At 52.9% G+C, this 23575-nt stretch carries 19 protein-coding genes; 12 read left to right on the forward strand and 7 right to left on the reverse strand.

The genetic code is table 11. The features are described from left to right. Positions 1-299: 299 nt before the first annotated feature. A complete protein-coding gene (locus D5261_RS08775) occupies positions 300-1889 on the reverse strand; it encodes an autotransporter outer membrane beta-barrel domain-containing protein (RefSeq protein WP_119324242.1) in 1590 nt (529 codons plus the stop codon). Between the two features lie 115 nt (positions 1890-2004). Here D5261_RS08775 and D5261_RS08780 point away from each other — a divergent pair, with 115 nt between their 5' ends. From D5261_RS08780 to D5261_RS08795, 4 genes are all read left to right on the forward strand, one after another. Beyond that, positions 2005-2664, forward strand: coding sequence for a hypothetical protein (locus tag D5261_RS08780; protein WP_119324241.1), 660 nt, complete (start codon positions 2005-2007; stop codon positions 2662-2664). A 58-nt stretch (positions 2665-2722) separates the two neighbouring features. Next, positions 2723-3241 (forward strand): hypothetical protein, encoded by a 519-nt coding sequence (locus D5261_RS08785; protein ID WP_125206278.1) that lies wholly within the window; start codon positions 2723-2725, stop codon positions 3239-3241. A 242-nt stretch (positions 3242-3483) separates the two neighbouring features. Then, entirely contained in the window at positions 3484-3987 is a 504-nt protein-coding gene (locus D5261_RS08790; protein WP_119324239.1) for a hypothetical protein, read from the forward strand. A gap of 264 nt (positions 3988-4251) precedes the next feature. Then, positions 4252-4818 (forward strand): hypothetical protein, encoded by a 567-nt coding sequence (locus tag D5261_RS08795; RefSeq protein WP_125206277.1) that lies wholly within the window; start codon positions 4252-4254, stop codon positions 4816-4818. Between the two features lie 122 nt (positions 4819-4940). On the opposite strand, the gene D5261_RS08800 is transcribed toward D5261_RS08795, so the two are convergent. Next, positions 4941-7085 carry a hypothetical protein gene (locus tag D5261_RS08800; protein WP_119324238.1) on the reverse strand — a complete coding sequence of 715 codons (2145 nt, stop codon included), beginning with the start codon at positions 7083-7085 and terminating at the stop codon, positions 4941-4943. A 181-nt stretch (positions 7086-7266) separates the two neighbouring features. On the opposite strand from D5261_RS08800, the gene D5261_RS08805 reads away from it, so the two are divergent. Beyond that, positions 7267-7743 (forward strand): hypothetical protein, encoded by a 477-nt coding sequence (locus tag D5261_RS08805; RefSeq protein ID WP_119324237.1) that lies wholly within the window; start codon positions 7267-7269, stop codon positions 7741-7743. A gap of 1 nt (position 7744) precedes the next feature. Further along, positions 7745-8071, forward strand: coding sequence for a ribosomal L7/L12 family protein (locus D5261_RS08810; RefSeq protein ID WP_218025740.1), 327 nt, complete (start codon positions 7745-7747; stop codon positions 8069-8071). Positions 8072-8119: 48 nt separating this feature from the next. Here D5261_RS08810 and D5261_RS08815 read toward each other — a convergent pair whose 3' ends face one another. From D5261_RS08815 to D5261_RS08825, 3 genes are all read right to left on the reverse strand, one after another. Then, on the reverse strand, positions 8120-9004 hold the full coding sequence (locus tag D5261_RS08815) for a polysaccharide deacetylase family protein (protein ID WP_165864566.1): 885 nt from the start codon (positions 9002-9004) through the stop codon (positions 8120-8122). Between the two features lie 73 nt (positions 9005-9077). Then, positions 9078-9731: a PaeR7I family type II restriction endonuclease gene (locus D5261_RS08820; RefSeq protein WP_119324235.1), complete on the reverse strand. Its 654-nt coding sequence runs from the start codon at positions 9729-9731 to the stop codon at positions 9078-9080. Between the two features lie 52 nt (positions 9732-9783). After that, positions 9784-11493 carry an Eco57I restriction-modification methylase domain-containing protein gene (locus tag D5261_RS08825; protein WP_119324234.1) on the reverse strand — a complete coding sequence of 570 codons (1710 nt, stop codon included), beginning with the start codon at positions 11491-11493 and terminating at the stop codon, positions 9784-9786. A gap of 180 nt (positions 11494-11673) precedes the next feature. Between D5261_RS08825 and D5261_RS08830 the strand changes: the two genes are divergently transcribed. Next, positions 11674-12249: a plasmid pRiA4b ORF-3 family protein gene (locus D5261_RS08830; protein WP_119324233.1), complete on the forward strand. Its 576-nt coding sequence runs from the start codon at positions 11674-11676 to the stop codon at positions 12247-12249. A 21-nt stretch (positions 12250-12270) separates the two neighbouring features. Beyond that, complete coding sequence (locus D5261_RS08835; protein ID WP_119324232.1) at positions 12271-12528, forward strand: hypothetical protein; 258 nt, start codon at positions 12271-12273, stop codon at positions 12526-12528. Between the two features lie 76 nt (positions 12529-12604). On the opposite strand, the gene lon is transcribed toward D5261_RS08835, so the two are convergent. Both lon and D5261_RS08845 read right to left on the reverse strand, forming a co-directional pair. Further along, on the reverse strand, positions 12605-15211 hold the full coding sequence (gene lon, locus D5261_RS08840) for an endopeptidase La (RefSeq protein ID WP_119324231.1): 2607 nt from the start codon (positions 15209-15211) through the stop codon (positions 12605-12607). A gap of 3 nt (positions 15212-15214) precedes the next feature. Beyond that, on the reverse strand, positions 15215-15742 hold the full coding sequence (locus tag D5261_RS08845; RefSeq protein WP_119324230.1) for an Hsp20/alpha crystallin family protein: 528 nt from the start codon (positions 15740-15742) through the stop codon (positions 15215-15217). A 266-nt stretch (positions 15743-16008) separates the two neighbouring features. Between D5261_RS08845 and D5261_RS08850 the strand changes: the two genes are divergently transcribed. The 4 genes from D5261_RS08850 (at position 16009) to D5261_RS08865 (ending at position 23575) form a co-directional block, all read left to right on the forward strand. Then, the gene (locus tag D5261_RS08850) at positions 16009-17523 is read left to right on the forward strand and encodes a tetratricopeptide repeat protein (RefSeq protein ID WP_125206276.1); all 1515 of its coding nucleotides are present in this window, start codon (positions 16009-16011) and stop codon (positions 17521-17523) included. A 490-nt stretch (positions 17524-18013) separates the two neighbouring features. Further along, on the forward strand, positions 18014-19459 hold the full coding sequence (locus D5261_RS08855) for a DNA adenine methylase (protein WP_119324228.1): 1446 nt from the start codon (positions 18014-18016) through the stop codon (positions 19457-19459). Continuing rightward, positions 19456-21834, forward strand: coding sequence for a sensor histidine kinase (locus tag D5261_RS08860; RefSeq protein WP_119324227.1), 2379 nt, complete (start codon positions 19456-19458; stop codon positions 21832-21834). The genes D5261_RS08855 and D5261_RS08860 overlap by 4 nt, the downstream gene beginning before the upstream one ends. Then, entirely contained in the window at positions 21827-23575 is a 1749-nt protein-coding gene (locus tag D5261_RS08865) for a hypothetical protein (protein WP_125206275.1), read from the forward strand. Before D5261_RS08860 ends, D5261_RS08865 begins: the two co-directional genes overlap by 8 nt.

A 23575-nucleotide genomic window follows, 5' to 3' on the forward strand; every position in this document is an offset into this window, starting at 1 on the left:
GCAATAAAAAAAGCGGCTCACCCCTCGGGCGACCGCTTCGTATTCTCGCTTATCAGCGCGAACGTGAATATAGTATTTCATATTTCTTGCCAAAATGCAATAGACAATCCATTGATCTTGAATTGAAGAGAATGACGTCTCAATAGGACTGATGAACGTGCAAACGTACGAAGATGCAATCGATTGATGTTAGTTTAGCTCGTTATCGACCAATCTTTATGTCTCTTAATTGTATCACAAAATAAAGAAAAAATCTCCCCTGCGCAGCGAGGCGGAGGGGAGATTGGGGAGTTCGGGCGTTATCGGGTGATGGCTTGCCGCCGACTCGCCGCCCACAGAAGAATGCTGAGGCTGGAGGCGAGGGTGAGGAAGATAACGCCGCCGCCGGGTTCCGGCACAGTCACATGGCTGCTGGCGAAGAGGCCGCGATAGACGCCCGCGCCGGTGTCCAGCGAGACGCTGAAGTAATTGTCCGGCGACATATTCGTGGTGAACTGGATTGCGCTGGGATCGCCGATGAAACTGGCGAACTTCAGGAAATCGAACTCATAAAGGCCGCTGTGGAAGCGGGATTGGAAGAAGCTCTGCGTGAATTGCAGGTCGATCACGCCGCCGGTATATGTGTAGCTGCCGTCGATATCGATCTGGTCGAAATCGTGGGGGCTGTTGATGACAAAACGAGTGACGCCGTTGTTTTCGATGTAATTACCCGTGATGTGGGTTGTTGTCGGATCGCCGGGCGCGAACGTCCCGCCGTCCTGCACGACCGACCCGTCGATTGTCCCGCCGCCGCCCAGGCCGCCCTTTTCCAGATAGAAAGTTCCGGAGCCGCTGCCCAGCGTAAGGCTCCCATTGATCTTGGTCTGCCCGCCTGTCTGAATCAGATCGCCGGTCACCACCACGCCGCCCCCGCTGTCCGTCGTGATCGAGCCGTCGTTGTAGACGAGCCCGCTGGTCGAGCTGAGTGTGACCACGCCCCCCTGAGACGCCGCGATGGCGCCGTGATTGTTGAGATCGCCTCCGGCCAGCAGATCCACCGTTCCGTACTGCGACGCCGAGACCGACCCTGCGGATTCGTTGGTGATGGCGCCGCTCGCGTTCACGGATACCTTCGTGCCCTGGATAGCGCTGACGGTGTTTGTATTGACGAAGTTACCGGTCGCGCTGGCGTCGATCTCCGCGCCGAACGAAGCCGTCATGGCTCCATTATTTTTGAGATCCCCGAATGATGAGAGCACCGTCGCGCCGCCAAACTTTGCGTTCACATCACCGTTATTCGTGATGTTCGCGGCGTAGACGAACGTGGTTCCCTGCTGCGTGCTCCCAAGCGCGGCGTCGTTGGTCAGCGAGCCGTTCAGCGATTCCATCGTGGTGACGCCGCCATACGTGCTGTCGATCGTCCCGGTATTATGGATATCCCCATTGACCGCGACGATCAGCGAGTTCTGCTGATCGGCGCCATACGCCGCGCCGATGTGCCCGGCGTTGTCCAGTCCGCCCCCCGCATCGATCTCAAAGCTGCTGACATAATTGGAGGTGATATTGCCGCCCGATTGATTGGCGATCCCGCCATTGATGGCCAGCACGCCCATATTATTATCGGCGGTGATCAAGCCGTTGTTAGTCAGGGAATTGATTGTGTAATTCCCGCCATACTGGATCTGATCCGTAGCGAGATTGACAAACACATCCTCCGGCGCCTGTGTCCCATCTCCGGGAACGATTCCCCCGCTCCAGCTGCCGGGATCGCCCCAGCTCGCGGATCCACTCCCCGTCCACGTGGCCGACGGAGCCGCGTAGCTTCCCGTGGCGGCCGGCAGCAGCAGAACCGCCGCCAGCGCCGCGATCCGCCCGCGCGAGCGCAGAAATGAGACATCGATGTGCTTCATGAAGAGGGTCTCCGAATGAACTTGAGAATGTAACCGCCCATCGGCGCGGCTCTAAGATGGTAATTCGCCCAGGCAGTTCATTATAACATAGGTCCGGCGCGGAGACCAATATCGAGTGTGGAAGATTACGCAACATCATCCGGCCATTGCGCGAAACGCTCGCAGCGTGGTACTCTATCAGCAAGGTTGCCGGCTTATCATGAAGAGCATCCTAACAACAGTAGTCGTTTTGGCTGGGATGTTTCTCGTAGTGATATCAATTCCCGTAGGAATGGCGATAAGCGCCACACGAGAGCAGAAGTGTAAACAAAATGTTCTTTTGCCGAAAACCATGAAACTTAAGCTTCTGAGAATCACTGCTGCATTAGCCATCCTCATTAATGGGTCTCTATTTTACGTTAACTTCATTTGGTATCATCCTCTATCCGTAGAGCAGGTCTTTTTGCATGCGGGTAGTATCTCATTTGTCACTCAAGGCACGAGTAGGGCGCCAGAAGATACAAATGTTGGAATGCCATCGGACGTAATCAAAAGCCTTCGAGCTCCTAATAAACTGATCGCTTCCTATATTCCTAAAGGCAAGCCGGATTGTTTTATTAAAATATGGTTCGATCCGGACTATCATCCGATGATTTACCGCTTTGCGTATTATTCCGATCAAGGGATTTTCGGACAGCCCCATCGAGGGACATTCGACAGAAGACCCGATTGGCATTATGCGCCAAAGCCATTGCGTGATTGGGTGGCGGCAAGCAAAATGGACTTTTCCCGGTAGGTATCGACACCGCGAAAAGTCTAATCTCTCAGCATGAGGTATTTTGAAGGATGAGCGTATGAAGCGTAAGGTCATTGCTATCGCCAGCGTGTTAATCCTGCTGGCGGGCATTGCCGCATATCATAATCGGCACCCACTGCAAAGTGCATTTCAGAACGCTGAATTGATCACTGTGGAGGGAGTGTTCCCTGATGATGGGCATTATCACCGGATTGTCTTATCTCGGACGAGCAACCCAGAAATGTTCGACCAATTTAAACATCTCAATGCGTCATACGATCATTCCGCAGGCAGTCGACTTGTGCAAAAATGTTGCTTGATTACAGCATATCGTGGTATGCCAGAGCATACCAGGCTGGAGGCGGAGGCGCTTTGCCAAGCATCAGTCGTTACGAGAGCTATTTATACTAACGGCAACGAAATCGGAGTGCGTGAACAGGGAGGAGAGTGGTTTTTCGCTCCGAAACCATTATCGACATTTCTTCAGCAGCAATTCTCGCTTTCGGAAACCAAGCCAGACAAGCCTCCCGTGATAGTTCACAGCTCTCCTCAATGGCGCCTCAAACAAGTGGATTAATGCGATACGAGCGAGCCAACCGTACTATTTAGCCGGACAATGCGCCTCTCAGCCTTCCTAAGTTCAAAGCAATTAAGTAAGGAATGATTAGGGAGCAGGAATAGGCTGTTTTGAAAATACCGCCGTATTATATTTCTAAAAATGCTGCTAGTTGGATGAATCATATCTCCATTGTGGATGCTGCTGTCTATGCAAACTTATTTTAGGCATACCCCACGGGATAGTAAAGGTCGGTGATCTTTATGGATAAATGGTATTACCAAATGGCTAAACCCTCAGTGATCGCGCTGGTCGCATGCATTAGTGTTGCGGCTTTGATCGGCTACATCGTCAACCATCCCTCAATTCCTCTTAAGGATGGATCGTTCGTATCGTCAAACGGCCAATATGGTGAGGAGAAAATCGATGCGGATGCGATCTATTTGTACGATCGTCATAAGCGACTTATCGTTTCAGACAGATCCCCCATTTGCCTCGCGAAATTCAATTTGGTGAAACGCTGGATGACGATCGAAGAAGTAAGGCAAATCCTCGGGTCACCCATCGGTGGCGACGAATCCAGGGAAGTTTGGTATGGCCCTGATGGAGCATTTGTGCTCATGTATTTTCACAATGGCGAAGTGAACCTGAAAGCTAGGAATTTTGATGGGGAACATGAAAGCCCAGATCGATGGAATCGTTTTTGGAGTAACACACATCAAGTAAATGGAAATTTTGGCGCTATCACAGGTTTATTGCCATCATAAATGATTTTTAGTGATTCGTTGTCGATACTTTAAATGGAGTATAGAGCGTGAAAATCACAACATGATCGGCGACGACTGACAGAGCGATAAAATTATTTGACATTTACGAGCGCATAAAATTCGAAAATACTCCAACAATTTACAGAAACGATGATACACTAACGCGTGATTGGGTGGCGGCAAGCAAAATGGACTTTTCCCGGTAGGTATCGACACCGCGAAAAGTCTAATCTCTCAGCATGAGGTATTTTGAAGGATGAGCGTATGAAGCGTAAGGTCATTGCTATCGTCAGTGTGTTAATCCTGCTGGCGGGCACTGTTGCATATCGTAATGGGCACCCACTGCAAAGTGCATTTCAGAACGCTGAATTGATCACTGTGGAGGGAGTGTTCCCTGATGATGGGCATTATCACCGGATTGTCTTATCTCGGACAAGTAATCCAGAAATGTTCGACCAATTTAAACATCTCAAATGGCCGCACGATCAATCCGCGAGAAGTCCAGGCATGCATAGATGTTGTTTGGTTACAGCATATCATGGTCTGCCAAAGCATGTAGGATCGGAGGTGGAGGCGCTTTGTCAAGCATCAAGTGCTACTAGGGCTGTTTATATCGGTCTCGATGGAGAAATTGGAATACAAGAAGGGAATGGACCATGGCTTTCTGCTCCGAAACCATTATATACTTTTCTTCAGCAGCAATTTTCGTTTTCGGAAACCAATACGGATAAGCCTCGGGTGATAGTTCATAGCTCTCCTCAATGGCGCCTCAAACAAATTGGGACTTCCGCCAAGCCGGCTATTGGATTCAATATCATACACATTCACTGAGGGAGTGTAAACTAGAGTGAGCTTTTGCCTTGATATCAAATTTGCTTCATAACAGATTTGGATGGCGTCACTATTTTGACGTGGCCGGAGCGCGCTCACGCTCCGGCCACCTCTGCTTTGTTTTAATCCACCGTCAACTTCGCCACGAAGTTATTGAGTTCGGCTTGGCGCTGGTCGCGCTCGGCGGTCAGTTTGTCGATCTCGTTTTGTAAATTCTCCAATTGTGTTTCCTGTGTGTTGAGCTCGTTCACATAGCGTTTGTAGAGCGCGGAGGCGTGGTCCAGGGCTTTCATGTTGTCTCGGATGCGGGTTTGGCCCTGGGCGATGACGGCGAGCTGGGCTTTGCGGCTGTCGATCTGGCGCTGGAGGTCGCCGATGTGGCGGCGGCGGGCCATGACGTCTTTGAGGGCGGCTTTTACGGCGTCGCTGGCGTGGGTGGTGTTGACGAAGACGGTGAGGTCGTCGAAGCCGGTGTCGAGGAGGCCGTAGGTTTGGTTTTCGAGGTGCTCGCGGGTCACGGTCAGGCTTTTGGAGGCGCCGGCGGGGACCGCGAGGTCGAAACGGTCGAGCTGTGCGGTGTGTTCGGTGACTTCCTTGGGCTCCAGGAGCTTCCAGTCGTCGCCAGGGTAGGGCTGCTCGACGACCACGGTGCGCGACTTGGCGCTGTGGTTTTTGAAGGTGTAGATCGTTGCCTGCCGCTCTTTATGCGTGGCGATCAGCGTGCCCTGGCTGATCACAATAGACTGTAAATCTCCGCTGCCTTCGCCGGGCTTAGTCTCGGCGTCCAGCGCTTGGTCCACGGCGTAGGAGAGGATGCGGGTTTGATTGGGTTCGGTGTCGTCGATCAGCGCGTCGCCGACATAGCCGTTGGAGCCCGCGTTGTCGTCGAACACCGTCAGCGGCCCGCCCATCAGGTGCAGCCCCGTGGTGTTCTTCACGCGCGCGCCGAGGAGGGGATGGTCGGTTTGGACGGCGGCGTTGTAGATGCTGACTTCCTCGACATGGATGCCGGAGGACAGAAACGGGATCATGGCCGACTGCTGCCGGGGAACGTCCACGGGAGTCTTGACCTGATAGGCGAATAAGGCCGTGCCGAGCTGAGCGCCGCTGGAGGCGATGCTGTGGCGCGCGGCGTCGGCGAAGGAAGACTCGCCCTTGGCGGCGTCCCGGTTTCGGAACATTGCCCCCCCGACCGATGGGCTACCGGGCATACCTCCTCCAAAGCCCCCGCCGCCTCCGAATCCGCCGGACGGCGGCATGGCCGGCGCCGGCGTATCTTGAATTACCAGACTGTTATCGCCTTGGACCGTAGCAACAATATTGTTCACTCCCTCCGGTGTCTTTGCATTGATGTCGCTGGCGTAGGTCTGCGGGGTGGGCGACGCCTGCACGCGGGCCTGGACGACGGGGCGCGGGACGTAGAGCGGGGTGTAAAGGTCCTGAATAAAGGAGATTGGGCGGCCAGAGACAAGGCTGAGGTCAACGTTCTTCCAGTCGTCTTGCGTCGTGTTCTGCACCATCGCCCATCCCTGGATGACGGGTTTCGCGCCCAGCACCAGCCGGTAGCTGGTCTGCCACAGCGGCGCTTCGGTCAGATATCCGACGCGGACGGGCCGGCTTCCCTTGCCGCGAAAGTTGAGCGTGACCGCGCGCTTGGTCGCGCTGCGGCTCTGCGCCACGGTCGTCAGCGCCTGATTGAGTTCCTCGTTGAGCTTGGGATCCGTGAGCTTTTCGGCGGTGATGGACGCCATGGGGATGGAGATCAGGCCGTCCGGAGTCACGAGATTCAGGGTCGATTGCTGGGTCACGCCGCCGTTATTGGGCAGCGAGACCGTCTGCGTCTCCACGCCCATAATTGTTCCTGTAACTTTTACCGGTGCTCCGTTGTCTGTATAGCTGACGGTCGCTTCCGCGCCGCGCAGACGATTGAGCAGCGTGGCGCGATTGGGGTTGTCGCTCAGGTCGATGCTGAACGCTTGCAGCTGTCGCCCAAGGGAATCCTGGGCGGCGTACGTGACCGGCTGGATCGTTCCGCCGCCGGTGTCCAGCATGACCAGGGACTTCAGCACGTCGTTGATCTGTCCCACGGGGAAGAGCAGAGTCTCCGCGGCGTCGCCGCTGACGGACCCCGCGCGCTCGAAGTAGCCGACGCCGCTGGTGTAGAGCGTGACGCGGGTGACGGGGAGGTCGGCCGCGGAAGTGTCGGCTCCGGCCGGCAGCGCCGCCAGAGTGAGCAGCAGTGTGATTGCGATAGGATGAGTACGCATGATTTTCTCCTGGTAGCCGTCGGATGTTCGGGCAACGATATTCGCACTCTTAAGAGGCGATCGGCGCGCAGACTCTTCAATGAAGTCTACCCAGAGGAAACATGGGTAGCGCGGCCGGGTTTCAATCGAAACCCGGCTTCAGGCAGGACTTGGCGCATGGGGCGCGGAATAGAAATGACCAATGTTAACAATGGATGATCTGGAAGCAATGCTGCCTCAGGTCTGCGCGTGGGCCGAGGCGCAGGAGCGGCGGATTCTGGCGGATGGCGCGCCGCTGACGGAGTCGCAGCGGCGCGACGCCGTGGCGATGGGGGTCGCGTTTCCGGACCGCGTGCGCGTTCTGCGCGTGCCGTCCGTGCCGATCCCGGATTCGCCGGAACTGCGGGCGGCGTCGGCGAGCCTGGGTTTTCTGCCCGGCGGCGCCGCCGGGATGGCCCTGGGCTACGGGGTCTTCATCCAGGACGACTATTGGAACGTGCGCAGTATTCTGGCGCATGAACTGGTGCATACCAGTCAGTACGAACGCCTGGGAGGCTTTGCGCCGTTTCTCAAACAGTATCTGACCGAGTGCCTGACCGTCGGGTACACGCACTCCGAGCTGGAGCGGGAAGCCGTCACGAAGAGCGCCGGCGTTCGGCGCGAGGATGCGGGAGAATAGCATGACACTGCACGATATAATTTTGATCGCGGTGATGGTGCTGGTATCCGCCCTGGTTCAGCGCTGGGCCGGTCCTAAAGGGGCGACTCCGGACGAAGCGCGCCTCGCGCGCCTGGAGCGCAAAGTCGATATGCTGCTGACCCAGCTCCGACGCGGCGGCGATGGGGACGCCTCCCTTCCATCCGCCCCGATGGATGAAGTCCGCGCGCTGGTCCGCCAGGGGCGAACGATTGAGGCGATCAAAGTGTACCGCGAGCTGACGGGAGAGGGACTGAAAGAATGTAAGGACGCCGTTGAGGCGCTGGAAATCACCGAGCGCATCCGCTGATCGCGAACCGCAAAAAGCCGGAGGGCGTCCCTCCGGCTTTTCTTACGTCTACTTCACCATCTGCTCGACCGTCACGAACTCGTACCCCTTGCTCTTCAGATATTTGAGCATCTGCGGCAGCACATCGATCGTCTGCTGGATGCCGTCGTGCAGCAGGATGATCCCGCCGTTCGTCACATGGTCTAGCGTGCGCGTCTCGATCAAATTCGAACCTGGGCTGGCGTAGTCGCCGGGATCGTCCGTCCACAGGATCATCTTGTAGCCGAGCGCTTCGGACGTTTCGGCGACCGAGCGATCGTAGACTCCGCCCGGCGGCCGGAAGAGATTGACCGGCTTGCCCAGGATGCGCTCCAGCACCTCCCCGCACGCCTTAATTTCCGTGGCGACATACTCCTGCGGGATCTTGATCAGACTGACATGGTCGTAAGTATGATTGCCGACGGCGTGTCCGCCCGCGACTTCCGCCTTGATCAGATCCGGATACTTCTCCGCCTGCTCGCCCACCACAAAGAACGTCGCCTTGACGCCATTGTCCTTCAAAATCTTGAGCAATTGCGGCGTGTACGCCGGATGCGGCCCGTCGTCAAAGGTCAGCGCGATCTGCTTGCGCGTCGGATTGCCGCGCGTCAGGATACTGAAGCTCAGCCCCCGGTTCAGCTCCGTCTCGCGCTGCGCCGTCAGCTCCAGCGTGCTCTTGTAAATCTCCGTCTTGGCGTTGAGCCAGTACTTATCCCGCTCGGCGCGCACCATCAGCAGCGACGCATTCGCCGAAAGCGCATTCGGCGATGAATTTTGCGGCAGCCCAGGCTTCGGCAAAACGACGACCGCCGGAGCCGCCGTTTTTGGCGCCGCCTGATCCGGTGCTTCTGCTTCGGCAGGTATTGCAAGTACGGCGAGCGCGAGACAAACAAACCATCTCGTGGGAAATGTCATGGAATTCCTCATGGGTGTACTGTATGGAATAGCGGGGAGAGCCAATACAATGTTCCACAAACGCTAAGATTTATCACCCCTTCGCATCTCCAAACTTGACTGCGGCCGCCTTAAGCTCGTTCGCAAAACGCTGGAAGCTCACAGCATTGCTAGGGTGACTGATCGTGGTAGGAAGGGCATGCGTGGACAGGGTTAAGCAAGCAGCATCGTAGAGTCTCTCCAGCACCAGACGCTGACAGAGAATGTGATATCGATCACTGTAGGAGGTTTTCTGAAAGACAGGGTCCACCGGAAAATACGTCTCGCGGTTTCGCACGATCGTTCGCACTTTCGGGCAATCTTCCAGTAAAAAGAAATAACCTAGAAATGGGCGGGGAGCGTCGCCAAAGCGTCCTTCACGAAAGGCCGTCCAGATGTCGGTGGCGCTTCCGATTGCTTCTTCAACGCGATTGTTGAAGTTATTTCCAAAGGATGGACCAACCTGTGATTTGAACTCAATGGCGGCCACAAGCTGCCCTTGCGAGACAACCAGAAGATCCCATTTCTTTTCGGGGCGATAATAGCCGGGCAGCTCAATTGCCGTACGGCTGCGAATGTCGGCGCGATCCAATCCAGCGTCGGCTAAGATATCCGCGACGAGCAGCTCCAGCGCTCCCATTTGAGTGCCGCCGGTCACCGCGCCGCGCGATCCGGCGTCCAGCCGCCCATGTTCTTCCTGCTTTTTCATCTGTCGATCGCGTGCATCCTAAAAGCTCTGAACCGCTTCCTGAAACCGAGTATCAATTTCCAATATAATCCCCCGCCGGAATTTGATCGATCCGATAGAGCTGCTGGGCAATGGATGTCGCAAGCCGAACGTCTCGCGCGCGGAACGCTTCTTTGAGAAGCAACGCCAGATGTTCTGGAATATCTGACGGATTGGGAATGCGGATTTTGCGCAGATACTGGGCCTGGAATCTCAAATAACCGCCACGCATTCGCACCCCGTAACATTCGACAAAAAACTGAGCCACGTCAGAGAGAAGCAGGCCTCCAAGCACTTCCAGGTCCCATTGTTCCGACTCGATGAAATAGAGGTTATGATGGGGATAAGTCTTCCCATCATCCAGCACCGGGAAGATGCGGCTTTTAATGTCGGGAATGTAAAGCTTGCGCTTTCCAAGCAGATCGTGATTGACGCGGTCGATTGTACGGTACCAAGCCGCCGGGTTTCTCTTGCCGACATTGCGTTCTAAAAGACGTGTCTCATGCCGGCGATAGTAGGCGCTCAGCAGAGGATGCTGCGCGAGGTTCACAAGGCCCTGCGGCGACCATGGGTCTACAAGATAATGTCCCGACCATTCTAACTTGCCGCCTGCGACATCGGACGCCAGCGCCAACGGCAGCATGCGGCTGGCCTCGGCAGTGTCTGCTCGCGTTGTAATAAAGACGTTGTCCGCTCCCGACGCGACCCCGATGCCGACGCGCGTGCCGAAGGACTCGAGAGGAGGGAAATTTTGCTCCAGATATTTCAGCATCATCAGACGCTCCGGCGAAGTGCAAGGCCATGGCTCTCCCTTGGAAAACCAGGTGTCAAACCGTCCTGCTGTCATGCCAGAAATGGGATTTACCAAATGGCCTGTTTCACGCAAATGAGAGAGCGAATCTGCGACCAAGACTCCCATGGATGGGGAAATGTTTTCGTTGATGCTCGCTACGACAACGGCCTTTTGCATTTGCCGCCGAATCACCGTGACGGCGGGGTACGCGCTGACATCGCTTTCAAACGCGCCCGCCGTATGCATCTCAATGATCGTCTCGACGCTGAACTGTGATGTAATATGCCGCCGCAGCTCCGTCCCATACTGATTCAGCATCCAGCGGTCCGCGCAAATAAACCCACAAACCCCGTTCGGTTTCAATTGCGTGAGTGCGGCTTCGTAGAAGCCAATATAGATATCGGAGCGGCCCTTCATCGTGGCGAAGCCGCTGCGATATTGCGCCATTATTGAGGAATTCACATCCTCCAGACGAATATATGGGGGATTGCCGATCACAAAATCGGCCTTTGGGAGACTGCTTCCCTCCGAGAGGTAATCTCCCGGCGCGATCCACGTCCGCGTAAGCATCTCCGCGTCCTCAATGAGAACTCCCATGGCGCGAAGCGCCGCCAGAGTGCGCGTCCGCGTCTCCTCCGCGCTCGATTCGATCAACTCTCGCACGATCAGCGAATCCCGGCAGTCAAGAATCGGACGCCCTTGGCGTCGGCAGGACGACACAAGCCGCCGCGCCATCGCGCATACGAAAACACCTGCCCCGGCGGCCGGCTCCATCGCCACCGCGTCCACGAGGTTTGCGTCGGACGTATAGCCGCACAAGTCGAGGATCATCTCCACGACCCACGGCTTCGTATAGACCGCGCCGTTCTTCTCTTGGAGTGCTGGTTCGTCAGGAAACATGTTCAATTGGAGGGGCGGACTTGCTAATGCTCGGGCTGAATTGTATCGCATGGCCTTCTCTTCACGTGGATTGTCATCTGATACTCACACGTGAGGGAGAAAAGCGGAAAAGCGATCTAAAAATAGTGTACCCTAATGAGCAGGCGGCTTACGGATCATCGCTTGAAGTCGACGTCCACATGGGTGACCCCCAGAATATAATCGAAACTATCCAGAACAGGAGTGGAGGCCATGGCTTCAAAATCAGACACGATCTACCAACTCAAAATTACTCTCGACAAAATCAAGCCCTCCATCTGGCGGCGCGTGCAGATAAAAGGGAGTTCTAATCTTGCGGACATGCACCGTGTGATTCAAACTGTCTTTGGCTGGGAGAACTCTCACATGCATCAGTTCATCGTGGGCAAGGTGAACTATGGCGATGCGAGCTTTGACGATGAGGTCGAGGACGAGAGCGCCGTCACACTCACGCAGCTTATCCCTGAGGAGCAATCGAAATTCCGATACGAATACGATTTTGGCGACGACTGGATGCACACCATCGTTGTCGAAAATATCGCGCCCGCTGAACCGGGCGTCCAATATCCCCGCTGCCTCTCCGGCAAACGCTCCGGCCCACCCGAAGACAGCGGCGGCCCCTTCGGTTATCCTCACTTGTTGGAGATTACCTCCAATCCCGAACACGAAAATTATGCAGAGATGAGCGAGTGGCTGGGGGAAGAATTTGACCCCGAGAAGTTCGATCTCGCAGCCGTAAACGCCGCGCTGCAAGGCCGCAAAAGCCGTGTGCAGCGGCTGCCAAAGTAGGGCGATTTTGAGGACAATCACATGCAACACATCACGGTCGCGTTCGTGAAAGACAATCCTGAAGAAGTGTGGGAGATGGCGAAGCAAGGGCCGGTCGAGGTCCGCGACGGCGATGTGGTGGTTGCGGTTGTTGTCTCGCCTGAGGAGTATCAGCGGTTAAGCTCAGGGCGCGGACGCTTGGGGCGACCGCGCCGGACTGGACTGATGGCTGAGCAGTTCAAGGGGTTTGATACGGACGCATTGCTGAGGGTTGATGTGTCAGAAGCATTTGAGCTATAGAGAGGGCGACGATGTGACGTAAAACAGCCCCCGCGCCGTAAGGCGCGGGGGCTGTCCTCAACTCATCTCTCGTCACTTACGCATTGTACGGTACGTTCGCGACGGCGTCGGGCGAAGGCGGGGCGCTTTCACTGGTTTTGAGTTTGGCGTGGCCGTTCTTTTTGTCTTTGCCCTTGCCTTTGAGCTTTGCGTCCATCGGCTGGAGCGCGTTGTCGATGACGTCCTGGACGTTCTTGGCGAAGATGAAGGTCATGTCCTTGCGTAACTCCGCAGGGATGTCCTCCATCAGGTCCTTGCGGTTGCGCTCGGGCAGGATCACGGTTTTGATCCCGGCGCGGCGCGCGGCGAGGACTTTTTCTTTGATGCCGCCGACGGGCAGGACTTTGCCTGAGAGCGTCACTTCGCCGGTCATCGCGAGCGCGGGTTTGATCGGGCGGCCGCTGAGCAGCGAGGCGATGGCCGAGGTCATCGTCACGCCGGCGCTGGGGCCGTCTTTGGGCACGCCGCCGGCCGGGACGTGGATGTGCAGGTCGGACTTCTCGTAGAAGTCAGGCTTGACGCCCAGCGCCGCCGCGTGGGCGCGGACGTAGGAGAGAGCGGTTTGCGCCGACTCTTTCATGACGTCGCCCAGTTGTCCCGTCAATTGCAGGCCGTGGCCGCCGTTCATGCGGCTGGCTTCGATGAAGACCACGTCGCCGCCGACGGGAGTCCACACCAGGCCGGTCACCACGCCGGGCTGCTCGGTTCGCTCCGCGATCTCTTCGTACTCGAAGCGCGGCGAGCCCAGATACTCCTCGACCCTGGCCTTGTCCACCACCACGGGTTCGGTGCGGCCTTCGGCGAAGGCGCGGGTCGCCTTGCGGCAGATCGTCGCCATCTCGCGCTCCAGGTTGCGGACGCCCGCCTCGCGGGTGTAGCCCCGGACGACGGCTTTCACGCCGTCCTCAGTGAAGCGGAGCTGCTCGGCCGTCAGGCCATGCTCGCCGACCTGTTTCGGGATCAGATGCCGTTTCGCGATCTCGACCTTCTCCTCCTCCGTGTACCCAGACAGCTCGATGATCTCCATGCGGTCGCGCAGGGCCGGCTGGATGGTGTCCAGCATGTTGGCCGTAGTCACGAACAGCACTTTCGACAGATCGAAGTTGACGTCCAGATAGTTGTCGCGGAACGTCGTGTTCTGCTCCGGGTCCAGCACTTCCAGCAGCGCCGAGCTCGGGTCGCCCCGGAAGTCCGAGTTGACCTTGTCGATCTCGTCGAGCATGAAGAGCGGGTTGTTCGTCTCCGCGCGCTTCAGGCCCTGGATGATCTGGCCGGGCAGCGCGCCGATGTAGGTGCGCCGGTGGCCGCGGATCTCCGATTCGTCGTGGACGCCGCCAAGGCTGATGCGCACGAACTTCTTGCCCATCGCCTTCGCGATCGACTTGCCAAGGCTCGTCTTACCCACTCCGGGAGGTCCGACCAGGCACAGGATCGGCTGGCGCAGATCGCCCTCGCTCTTGAACTTGCGCACGGACAGATACTCCAGGATGCGATCCTTCACTTTCTCCAGGCCATAGTGGTCGGAGTCGAGGACCTTCTTGACCTCGGGAATGTCGAGGTTGTCCGGCGTCGAGATCGCCCACGGCAGCGCGGCCATCCAATCGACATACGATCGTGCGGTAGTGTATTCCGGCGCTCCCGGGGACATCCGCTGGAGACGATCCAGCTCGCGGTTCGCTTCCTTGAGCGCATCCTCGGGCAGTCCGGCCGCCTCGATCTTCTTGCGAAGCTCGTCCAGCTCCTCGCCGCGCTCGTCGCCCTCGCCCAGCTCCTTCTGGATCGCCTTGAGCTGCTCGCGCAGATAGTAATCGCGCTGGGTCTTGCCCATCTCCGACGAGACCTGGCTTTGCAGCTTGGAGCCGAGCTCCAGCACTTGCAGCTCCTTGGTCATGATCGTGAGCAGGGCCGTCATGCGCTCCTTGAGATCGATCTTCTCAAGGATCTCTTGTTTCGCGGCGGCCTCGACGGGCATGTGCGCCGCTACGAGGTCCGTCATGACGCCCGGGTCGTCTACCGAGGTCGTCAGCGATGTCAGCTCGTCGGGCATCTGCGCCGAAAGCTGAACGATCTTGCGGAACAAGTCGCCGATGCTGCGCCGCAGCGCTTCAATCTCGACGGCGTCCTCGGGAGCGACGGGGATTGGATCGATCACCTTGACGCGCGCCTTCAGATACGGCTCCTCTTCCAGCACTTGCTGGATCTGGATACGGCTGACGCCCTGGACGATCATTCGGATCCCGTCGGTCGACTTCGCCATCATGCGGACGACGACCGCGACGCCGATGGGATAGATATCCTTGGCCGTCGGATTCTCGACCGACGAGTCGCGCATCGCGGAGACCGCGATGATGCGATTCCCGCCGGCGACGGCTTCATCCACCAGCTTGACGCTGTTGTCCCGGCCGACCGCGATGGGCGCGACGAGCACCGGAAAGATGACCGTGTCGCGCAGCGGCAGCAGGCTCAGCTCCTCCGGGATCGGAGGCACGCCCTCGCCGTCGCCATTGATTTGTTTGACGATCTGATCGGCCACATCGCCTTCGGCGCCCGTCTCAATCGTCACCTGATCGTTATCTTTGACCGGCTCCGGCGCTTCCGTCTTCGCCTCGGTCTTTGCGTTCTTAATTTTGGAGTTCTCGGACATGATTTACTCGCCCTCGCTCTCTGTCTGGACTTGATTTTCTCTCTGCGCGTCGCTTGCATCACCGTTGCTGATCGGTATCACCCGGGTCTGGGGTTTCTCTTTCGGCGTGGGCTTTTTGGGCAGTGTAATAATTAGGAATCCATCGCGATACGTCGCCTTCAGGTTGTCCCGCTCAATCGGGATCGAGGTCGGCAGGGCGATTGCGCGTTCAAACGGCCCGAAATAGATCTCAAGCTGATGACAGCGCACTCGCCCCTCACGGTCGAGGTGCGTTTCGCCCCGCGCGCCGCTGATGGTGAGCACCCGGTCATCGGACGAAAGCGCGACCTGTAAGTCATCGGCCCTCGCCCCCGCCAGCTCCATCTTCACCAGCAGCGCCTCCTCGGTCTCATGGATATCGACCGGCGGCTGCCAGAAACGCCCGGCGCCGCCCATCGGAACGGCGAAGAAGCCGCGAAACGCCTCATCGGACAGCTGCTGCATCTCACGCTCCATCTGGCGAATGATGTCGCGGTAATCTTTGAACGCCATCGTTTCTCCCTACCTTTATACCTATTAAACGCCCCGCTCGCCGGGTTCGTTCCGCAAACGGGGTGAAATCTCTGAACTTTCTTGAGTTTAGCACGCTCAATAGTCAAATGTCAATTATGAGCAGAGAGTTCCCCGGGGTTCTGGAAACGAAACGTGGGATTGCCGAGAGAGTGAGAACTGTTCCGAGGCGGGGTAGACAGCATGGCGGCGCTTCCGAATACGTGGGTATCCCGCAGCGGTTATCGGCGGCCAGGTATAATTTCGCCATGCGATCCGCGAACGCCTATTATCGAGCTCCGATCCGCCTCTTCCTTCACGCCGCGAGACTCTTTCAGCTCGTGGGATGTGAAAAGTACATTTGCGATCTTGTAGCCACTCGCGCCACGGCTGAAGCAAAGCGCGACAATGGGCTGCCCGTCGCTGTCGACTTGCTGCAAGAGCTCAACCGCCGACTCCAGCACAAGCAAACGAGTCCTCAGCTCAGCGTGAGACATCTACTCGCCTTTTATCTTTTGCAATCCAAACGCTACTTGGAGTCCGTGGAGGAATTTCGGCGTCTGCTCACATGGCCGACCGACAAACATGCGGAAGCCGACATACGCCGGCGCATGGCGGATGCCCTAGAGGGTTTGGGAGCATTCGACGAGGCGGATCAGGAACGCGCCGCCGCTTTGATTTGCGCTGTGGCGCAGCCCGCAAGCGTGACGTCCTTGCTGACTCAGGCGTCCCAGATGAAGGCGGCGGGGCAGTACGCCGACGCTTTGGGGGCGTATGAGATGGCGCTCAACACCATATATCCCAAAGGCTCCGAACTTCATATTACAATTTACGCCAGCCTGGCCATTGCCGCATACGCATTGGGTCGATTGGAAGAGGTGCTGCGCTGGGCGCTAGAAGGGATCGCCGCCGACCCGGCGCAACGGTATTCGTTATCGCTGCATACCATGGCGTCGGCCGGTTATCGGGATCGGGGCGATTGGGGGCGTGCAGAGCATCATGTGATGCAAAAGCACGATCAAGCGCTTGCACAGGGCCGAACGGCGCAGGCAGTGAGGGCCCTCGGTTCTCTTGCCGGTCTCAAGCGAGAGCAAGGAAAGATTGACGAGGCGTTTGAGATCGCTGAGCGTGCGGAGCGGATGGGGTGCGGCGACATCCGTGTGGCCCGCCTGGTCAAAGCAAACTGTTATCTTAATCGCGGTCAATTTGCGGAGGCGCTGCGCGGCTTCGAGGCCGCCTCCGCCTCACCCGCGTCATGGAAGCCGAGTGTCGAGCGGCGCATGCAGGCAATTATCTCGACTGCGGAGGCCACTGTTTATCTGATGCTGGATTGCCCAGTGGATGCGGATGCCCACTTGCAGATTGCGGCGGCAGGGATGGGCTCACATCCTAAACTGGGCGTTTGGGTCCGCGCGACTTGCGTATGGCGGGATGCGGTTGCGGGGGATTTGATTGGGGCGCGTCGCCAGCTCGACGAGTTTGAAGAAGCGCTGACTCAACTGCGCGGCGATCGGCAAACCCTAACACGCGTCACCTCCTGTCTCGGTCGCGTCGCGATGCGGATCGAAGACTGGGACCAGAGCGAGCGGCTCTGGCAATACTTCCTCGCAACAACCATCACGCCCGTGGAAGCTGTCACCGGCGAGTACTTTCTCGCAGAAACTCTCATCCAATTGGACCGGTCGGAAGAATCGCGGATCGCATACGAGCGCGCCGCAGCATTCGGAATCGACACTTATTACGCGCGCCTCGCACGCGAGAAACTACAAACGCTCGATCTCTGAGCTTTCGCAATTCGCTCCCAATACTGCGCGGCTCTATTATTTTGTCCCAATCGGATACTCTTGCAAAGAGCATTGCAAATCGGAAGTCCAGCCGTTGCAGTGTACAGTAGTATCAGGAGGATTGACGCATGGGTTAACACGGCGATACAGAACGAGCTTTGTCAGCAGATGGAATTACTTCCGTAAGAGCAGCAGCAAGTCCTGCAATTCGCGCGGGCGTTATCAGTTTCGTCAGTGCGTGGAGTTCCTGGCGCCAGCCTCTTGAAGTTCGGTGGGGCCATTCCTATTGACGATTTCAGGATCATGGAGCAGGCGATTGAGGATGGGTGTGAGCGGGAATAAAGTTGAACTATCTGCAATTTTGAATATCAGTGTCGAAATTGGAGCAAAAAGCTTGCTAGCGAAGTACTCGAAGGCAGGGATATGATGCGGTATAATAAATAATATCTCCCAATGTAAGAATAGGATCTCATTATTTGAGAAAATTTGAATGAGAAATGTGCCCGAAGCTGTATACATTAAAACTACGTTTAAGCGGGCATCCAATCCACTGCGTGTCAAATCCGCTTGCCTTCCTTCAACTCCTCCCCCAAATCCGGCTCAAGATCTAGACCAGGAGCTGTCGAAGCAGTTTAAGGCAACCTTACGGCGTGTCACTGACTCTGATGCTGCCTATTGGGATTACTCCAGTATCAAGTCCAATTCAAATCCGCAAGCATATTTTCAATATCCAGCGATGATGGTTCCACGAATGCAGGGAGACATTATCGATGCTATCCAGAAAGTTTTTCCAGGGACTGAGCGTACGTTTGACCCATTTGCCGGCTCTGGCACTATTCTTGTGGAATCGCTTAAGCGTGGACTAAACTCGCTTGCTACAGATATCAATCCAATGGCAATTTTGCTCTGTCGCGTCAAGACACAGCCGTTTCGAGTTAATGAAGCCGAGAACGCGTTTAAAGAAGTCATAAATATTGCTGCCTCAGATATTAGTGATAAGATTGAAATTGATTATACAAACAGAGAAAAGTGGTTCAGTCTTACATCTTTGATTGAGCTTTCGCGAATACGCAGAGCCATCGTAAGAATAGAAGATGTTGAACTCCGAAGACTTCTCTGGGTAGCCTTTGCCGAAGCCATAAGAATATCATCAAATTCTCGAACTTCAACGTATAAGCTACACATACGTGATAGTGATGATATTGAACGAAGATCTGTAGGTGTTAAATCTAGAATTAATACATCAATGACACAAGTTATTGACATGTATAAAAAAAACTACATCCAGTTGAAGGAAGCTGGAATTCTCGAAGAGAATCATTTCACAAAAGAAGCAAAAATTCTTAATCATAACATTTGTTCCATTCTCAAGTCAGAGGTAGCAGATGCACTTATAAGTTCTCCTCCATATGGAGATAATCATACGACTGTAACTTATGGACAACATTCGTTTCTCCCTCTTTGCTGGATACCAATTAACGATATTGATTCTTCTTTGGATGCGACTATTATAGCAAATACCCACTCTATTGATTCTGCAAGCCTTGGTGGGCGCAGAGAGGGAGCATTAACGAAGAGAAGTAAAATAAGCGAACGATCTAATACTCTAGAAGAATTACTTAATAATCCAAACGTTTCTAAAGATGCTCAGCAACGTCTGTCTGTGTTTTTCTATGATCTCGACAAAGGCCTCGCAAATGCAATATCAGTCCTTAAGCCAAAGTCGCCTATCGTACTCACACTTGGAAATAGATGTGTAAGCAATCAAAAAGTCAGAATGGATAAAATAGTTGAAGAGTTGCTTATTGCTCAAGGTTGTGAATTTATAGATATTCATGACCGTGCAATACCAACAAAACGGATGGCGCACCGGAATCAGACTGCTGGAACTATGCTTACTGAGACGCTCCTTATTATGCGAGGTCCGAAGTTATGAGACAAAATGCCTTTTTCAGAGTAGATGCAAGTCTGATGCAGCAACTGGGTGCTAGCTTGATAACTGACGATATGTCAGCATTAATCGAGTTAATTAAGAATGCTTATGATGCCGACGCCACCAATGTGAAAATAATTATTGAATCACCTGACCGTATTGTTGTTGAAGATAATGGTCATGGTATGAATGAGAAAATTATCGAAAGAGGATGGCTTACATTATCAAATTCCCTGAAGTTGGAACAGAAAAATAAAGGAATTCTAACGGCAAAACAAAAGAGAACTCCATTGGGAGATAAAGGCCTTGGTCGCCTGAGCACACAAAGGCTAGGAAATCGCCTAAGAATTGAAACCTGCCCCGAAGATTCAGATCAACGATTTGCGGTTGAAATTGATTGGTCCACATTCAAAGCTGGTTCTGAACTCGGTTCAATCCCCGTGGATTTTGAAGTGTTAGATCGTAGCAATAAGAGACCAGGAACTAAGCTAATTATAACAGAGCTTTCGGATCCTGAACACTGGACGAGATTAAAAACTGAAGATTTGAAACTTAGCTTAGCGTCTTTAGTCTCTCCATATTCCGAAGTCGCTCGGTTTCGTTTGCAGGCATTTCTAAATGGAATTGAGGTCTCTCCAAGTTTATTAAGTTCGAACATAAGGAAGGCCGCATGGCAACATTTGGATTTTGTATTTGATGGAAATACTTTAGAGTCATCAGGGCGAATAAAATCACAATCGTTACGCGGCACTACTAAAAAGGCTAAAGAGGATTATGAACGATATTTTCAATCAGATAGTGGGGCAGGGTTTCTAAAGTTCATTTTATCAGATAAAAAATCTTCTTCATATCGTATTGTCAAATCTGAATCAAAATTCTATTTTATAGAATTTTTAGTATCAAGAGAATTTCTTGATATTATTTCTGGTCAGAATCTTAGCAACCCTGGGAATTTTTCTGGAGAAGTTGATTCGTTTTCCTTACAGTCGCAAGGTAGTGCGGATGTTATGGAGGAAAACGATATATTCAATTCAGCCAGTGCTGCAAGACAGCTAGTAAAGGATTTGAGTGGTATAAGAGTATATAGAGATGGATTTGTTATTCGTACTGAGCATGATTGGCTGAAATTAGGGGAAGGCCAAACAAGTGGCTCTTCTTTTTACGGGCTTCGCCCTTTTAATACAATGGGATACGTAGCTCTCAGTGCGATACACAACTCTAAATTGAGAGAAACAACTGATAGAGAAGGATTTATTGATGATCCGTATTACAGGGCATTCTTTCAAATTTTACGGTCATTTTTAAAAACATCGAATGATGTAATTGAGCATATCCGCCGTACATGGACTTCATATATAAAAGAGCAGGAAATGGTGAGGCATGAACTACCGAGCCGCGATCCAAAAATTATTGAGGATAGGCTGAATGACTCATTCGAGCGTGTCGGCGATGCAAAGATCCTATTAGGTCAAGCATCTAAAGCAATTTTAGCATCTGTAGAGGAGGATGCCAAATCACTATTTCCTAACGATCCGAAGACGGCTAGTAGGATGAATGATGTACAGGAGTTGCTCGCTCAAGCATCTGAGACTCTCGATACCGTCAGTGCGCGTGGTGGTCTCGGCGGTTTACTAGTAGCTGAGCTGAATTCGCTTAATACACGTATCAGTGAAGTGTATGAACTTGTTAGCTTAGGAATTACTGCTGAAGTCCTATCGCACGATATAAGTGTAATCTTAGAACGCCTTTCGCTGGAGACAAACAATATTCAAAAACACGCACAATCATCAAATCTTAACGATTTAAAGATCCTGCGTTTTTTTGAAGTTGTAAGATCAACAGTTAGTGCACTCGAGAAACAGTTAGGTCATCTCGACCCGGCCCTCAAATATGCACGCGAAAAACGAGAAGGATTTTTGTCCTCTGAACTTATTACTGAATGCGAATCCTATTATCGTCAGCGGTTGGTTAAAAATAATATATTGTTAGCCGTATTCATTAATATAGACTTTTCTATATTAATGAACAAAGGTAAACTAATCCAAATTCTTGATAACTTAGTGTTGAATTCCGAATATTGGATCACTAAATCTTTTGATGATAATAAGCAAGCTGGACAGGTTATAATAACTGTTGAAAAGCCATGTATAATAATTTCAGATTCCGGCCCTGGTATCGAACCTGCGTTTGAGGAAACTCTCTTTGATCCATTTATTACTGCTAAACCGGCCGGCGAAGGACGCGGACTTGGCTTATTCATCGCGACACAATTGCTAGAACTAGACGGATGCTCGATAAATTTGTTAGCGGAAAAAAATAATCAAGGGCGACGATTTCGCATTGCCGTCAATCTTGAAGGAGTCTTGCTAGATGCCTGATGCTAATGGAACTAAATTCCAGACGACGCTTGTCGAGTTAGGTATTAGACGAGTGATCTGTGTGGATGATGTATACGATAATAGATTTGATATCGAAAGTATTGTTGCTTGGAGCAGCAGTTCGGCAAATAAAACTTTCATGGCCGCTGTTCTTGAAAAGCTTGATTGTAATATTGATTTATCTTCTGAAACGGCTATTCCCGAACTTCGGCAGGCAATAATTGACAACACCATCAATTCTGCTGAAATACAAGCCAGTATTGATCGACAACGTCTAAAGAAAAATGCGCCTGGTAGTCTGAATGAGAACGAGATACAGATACTTACAGACCGCAGTGTCCTTAGCAGACTTGATGGAATCTTATTAGGATTTCCTGATTTTCAACGTTTAAGTCCTAGACAATGGATAGAAAATAAAGACGATATTCTTAATTCTTTGGATAAAATTAATACATTATTCATATTTGACGAGAACCTCGGATTAGGCGTCCCATCTGGCAGTGATTTTATTCGTGAAATCACCATTTTGAATAGTGGAAATAATGCATTGTTTGGATTGTTGTCTTATACTATTATTCCTGGAACCGAACACGACATAACACGTAAATTCCAACAAGACAATATTGCTGCAACTGCGATCCCAAAACGCGACCTCTCTAATACAACTGGAGTTGAAAAATTGCAGTTAAGACTACGCGCAGCTGTTCTGTGGAGAGAGTCGAAAGACTTAAGAGTAACCTGTCAAAATGCTATACAATCTGCAAGTTTAACTGCTTATGAACGTGTAAATGATCTAACCACTTTAGAATTTGACGAAGTAGTTTTTCAGTCTTCATACTATGAAGGTGTTCACGAAATGGACACTCTTGTGCGTATTTATACTAACGCCTTCGCTGCTTCCCTTAGAGAAAAACTCAGATCAAATACTAATGCGCTCAATAATATCGATAATCTTCGTAGCTTTCGAGGGGATCAAGATAAATTAGATAGTGCCGGTTCGACTGCTTGGAAGTTACAACGAGAAGAATACTATGATGCCGGAGAGTATATAAATTCCTGCAAGATGCCCCCTGAGCCTGGTGATATATACACATTATATGATGAACATGGAGTTCCTAGGGAATATATACTCATTGCACCACCGTGTGACTTAATGATACGTAGCTCGTCTGGGAACCGGAAAGATGGAATTATTAGTTGCTTGCTCTGTCAAATATTGACAAACAAGCCTGATGATAATAAGACAAAAGAAACGTTCCAGCTGGAATATTATGCTAGAGAAAATGGTAGCCCTGCGTGGGTGTATTTTGCTAATAGTATAACGCTAGATTTATGGCTTCTTGATCTATGCGCCACAAATTCTTCCGGAGAAGCCCATATTTTTCTTGATGGAACCATTCCAAAGCATTTGTCTGACGGTTGGAAGAAATATTTTGTAGGCTATTTAGTACCAAAATGCAAGAAACTTGTTTTAGGTTGGAATTCATGGTTAGCGCTGCCAAAAACTGTGCGAACCCAAACCGGAGTTCGACCTGCTCACGGTGTAGTTCTGAATAGCACGTTTCAACTTAAGCTGAAAATTACGAAAAAGTATAATAAAGCTGTAATAAATCTTGGTGTTAAGAGGGAAAAGCGTATCGCTCCAATTCTACAAAGTGAATTGATAAGGTCATATAGTGATTATCTTGCCCGTCCAGCGCGCCCGCATTCCCTTGATTTGAGTTCAAGTATTCACAGTTAA

Origin of the sequence: Capsulimonas corticalis, from assembly GCF_003574315.2 — a bacterium.
GTDB lineage: Bacteria > Armatimonadota > Armatimonadia > Armatimonadales > Capsulimonadaceae > Capsulimonas > Capsulimonas corticalis.

Bases quoted from the DNA above. Each gene is read 5' to 3' on its own strand.
- D5261_RS08775 (WP_119324242.1), bottom strand. From the start codon at position 1,889: ATGAAGCACATCGATGTCTCATTTCTGCGCTCGCGCGGGCGGATCGCG.
- D5261_RS08785 (WP_125206278.1), top strand. From the start codon at position 2,723: ATGAAGCGTAAGGTCATTGCTATCGCCAGCGTGTTAATCCTGCTGGCG.
- D5261_RS08790 (WP_119324239.1), top strand. From the start codon at position 3,484: ATGGATAAATGGTATTACCAAATGGCTAAACCCTCAGTGATCGCGCTG.
- D5261_RS08795 (WP_125206277.1), top strand. From the start codon at position 4,252: ATGAAGCGTAAGGTCATTGCTATCGTCAGTGTGTTAATCCTGCTGGCG.
- D5261_RS08800 (WP_119324238.1), bottom strand. From the start codon at position 7,085: ATGCGTACTCATCCTATCGCAATCACACTGCTGCTCACTCTGGCGGCG.
- D5261_RS08805 (WP_119324237.1), top strand. From the start codon at position 7,267: ATGTTAACAATGGATGATCTGGAAGCAATGCTGCCTCAGGTCTGCGCG.
- D5261_RS08810 (WP_218025740.1), top strand. From the start codon at position 7,745: ATGACACTGCACGATATAATTTTGATCGCGGTGATGGTGCTGGTATCC.
- D5261_RS08815 (WP_165864566.1), bottom strand. From the start codon at position 9,004: ATGACATTTCCCACGAGATGGTTTGTTTGTCTCGCGCTCGCCGTACTT.
- D5261_RS08820 (WP_119324235.1), bottom strand. From the start codon at position 9,731: ATGAAAAAGCAGGAAGAACATGGGCGGCTGGACGCCGGATCGCGCGGC.
- D5261_RS08825 (WP_119324234.1), bottom strand. From the start codon at position 11,493: ATGCGATACAATTCAGCCCGAGCATTAGCAAGTCCGCCCCTCCAATTG.
- D5261_RS08830 (WP_119324233.1), top strand. From the start codon at position 11,674: ATGGCTTCAAAATCAGACACGATCTACCAACTCAAAATTACTCTCGAC.
- D5261_RS08835 (WP_119324232.1), top strand. From the start codon at position 12,271: ATGCAACACATCACGGTCGCGTTCGTGAAAGACAATCCTGAAGAAGTG.
- lon (WP_119324231.1), bottom strand. From the start codon at position 15,211: ATGTCCGAGAACTCCAAAATTAAGAACGCAAAGACCGAGGCGAAGACG.
- D5261_RS08845 (WP_119324230.1), bottom strand. From the start codon at position 15,742: ATGGCGTTCAAAGATTACCGCGACATCATTCGCCAGATGGAGCGTGAG.
- D5261_RS08850 (WP_125206276.1), top strand. From the start codon at position 16,009: ATGCGATCCGCGAACGCCTATTATCGAGCTCCGATCCGCCTCTTCCTT.
- D5261_RS08855 (WP_119324228.1), top strand. From the start codon at position 18,014: ATGAGAAATGTGCCCGAAGCTGTATACATTAAAACTACGTTTAAGCGG.
- D5261_RS08860 (WP_119324227.1), top strand. From the start codon at position 19,456: ATGAGACAAAATGCCTTTTTCAGAGTAGATGCAAGTCTGATGCAGCAA.
- D5261_RS08865 (WP_125206275.1), top strand. From the start codon at position 21,827: ATGCCTGATGCTAATGGAACTAAATTCCAGACGACGCTTGTCGAGTTA.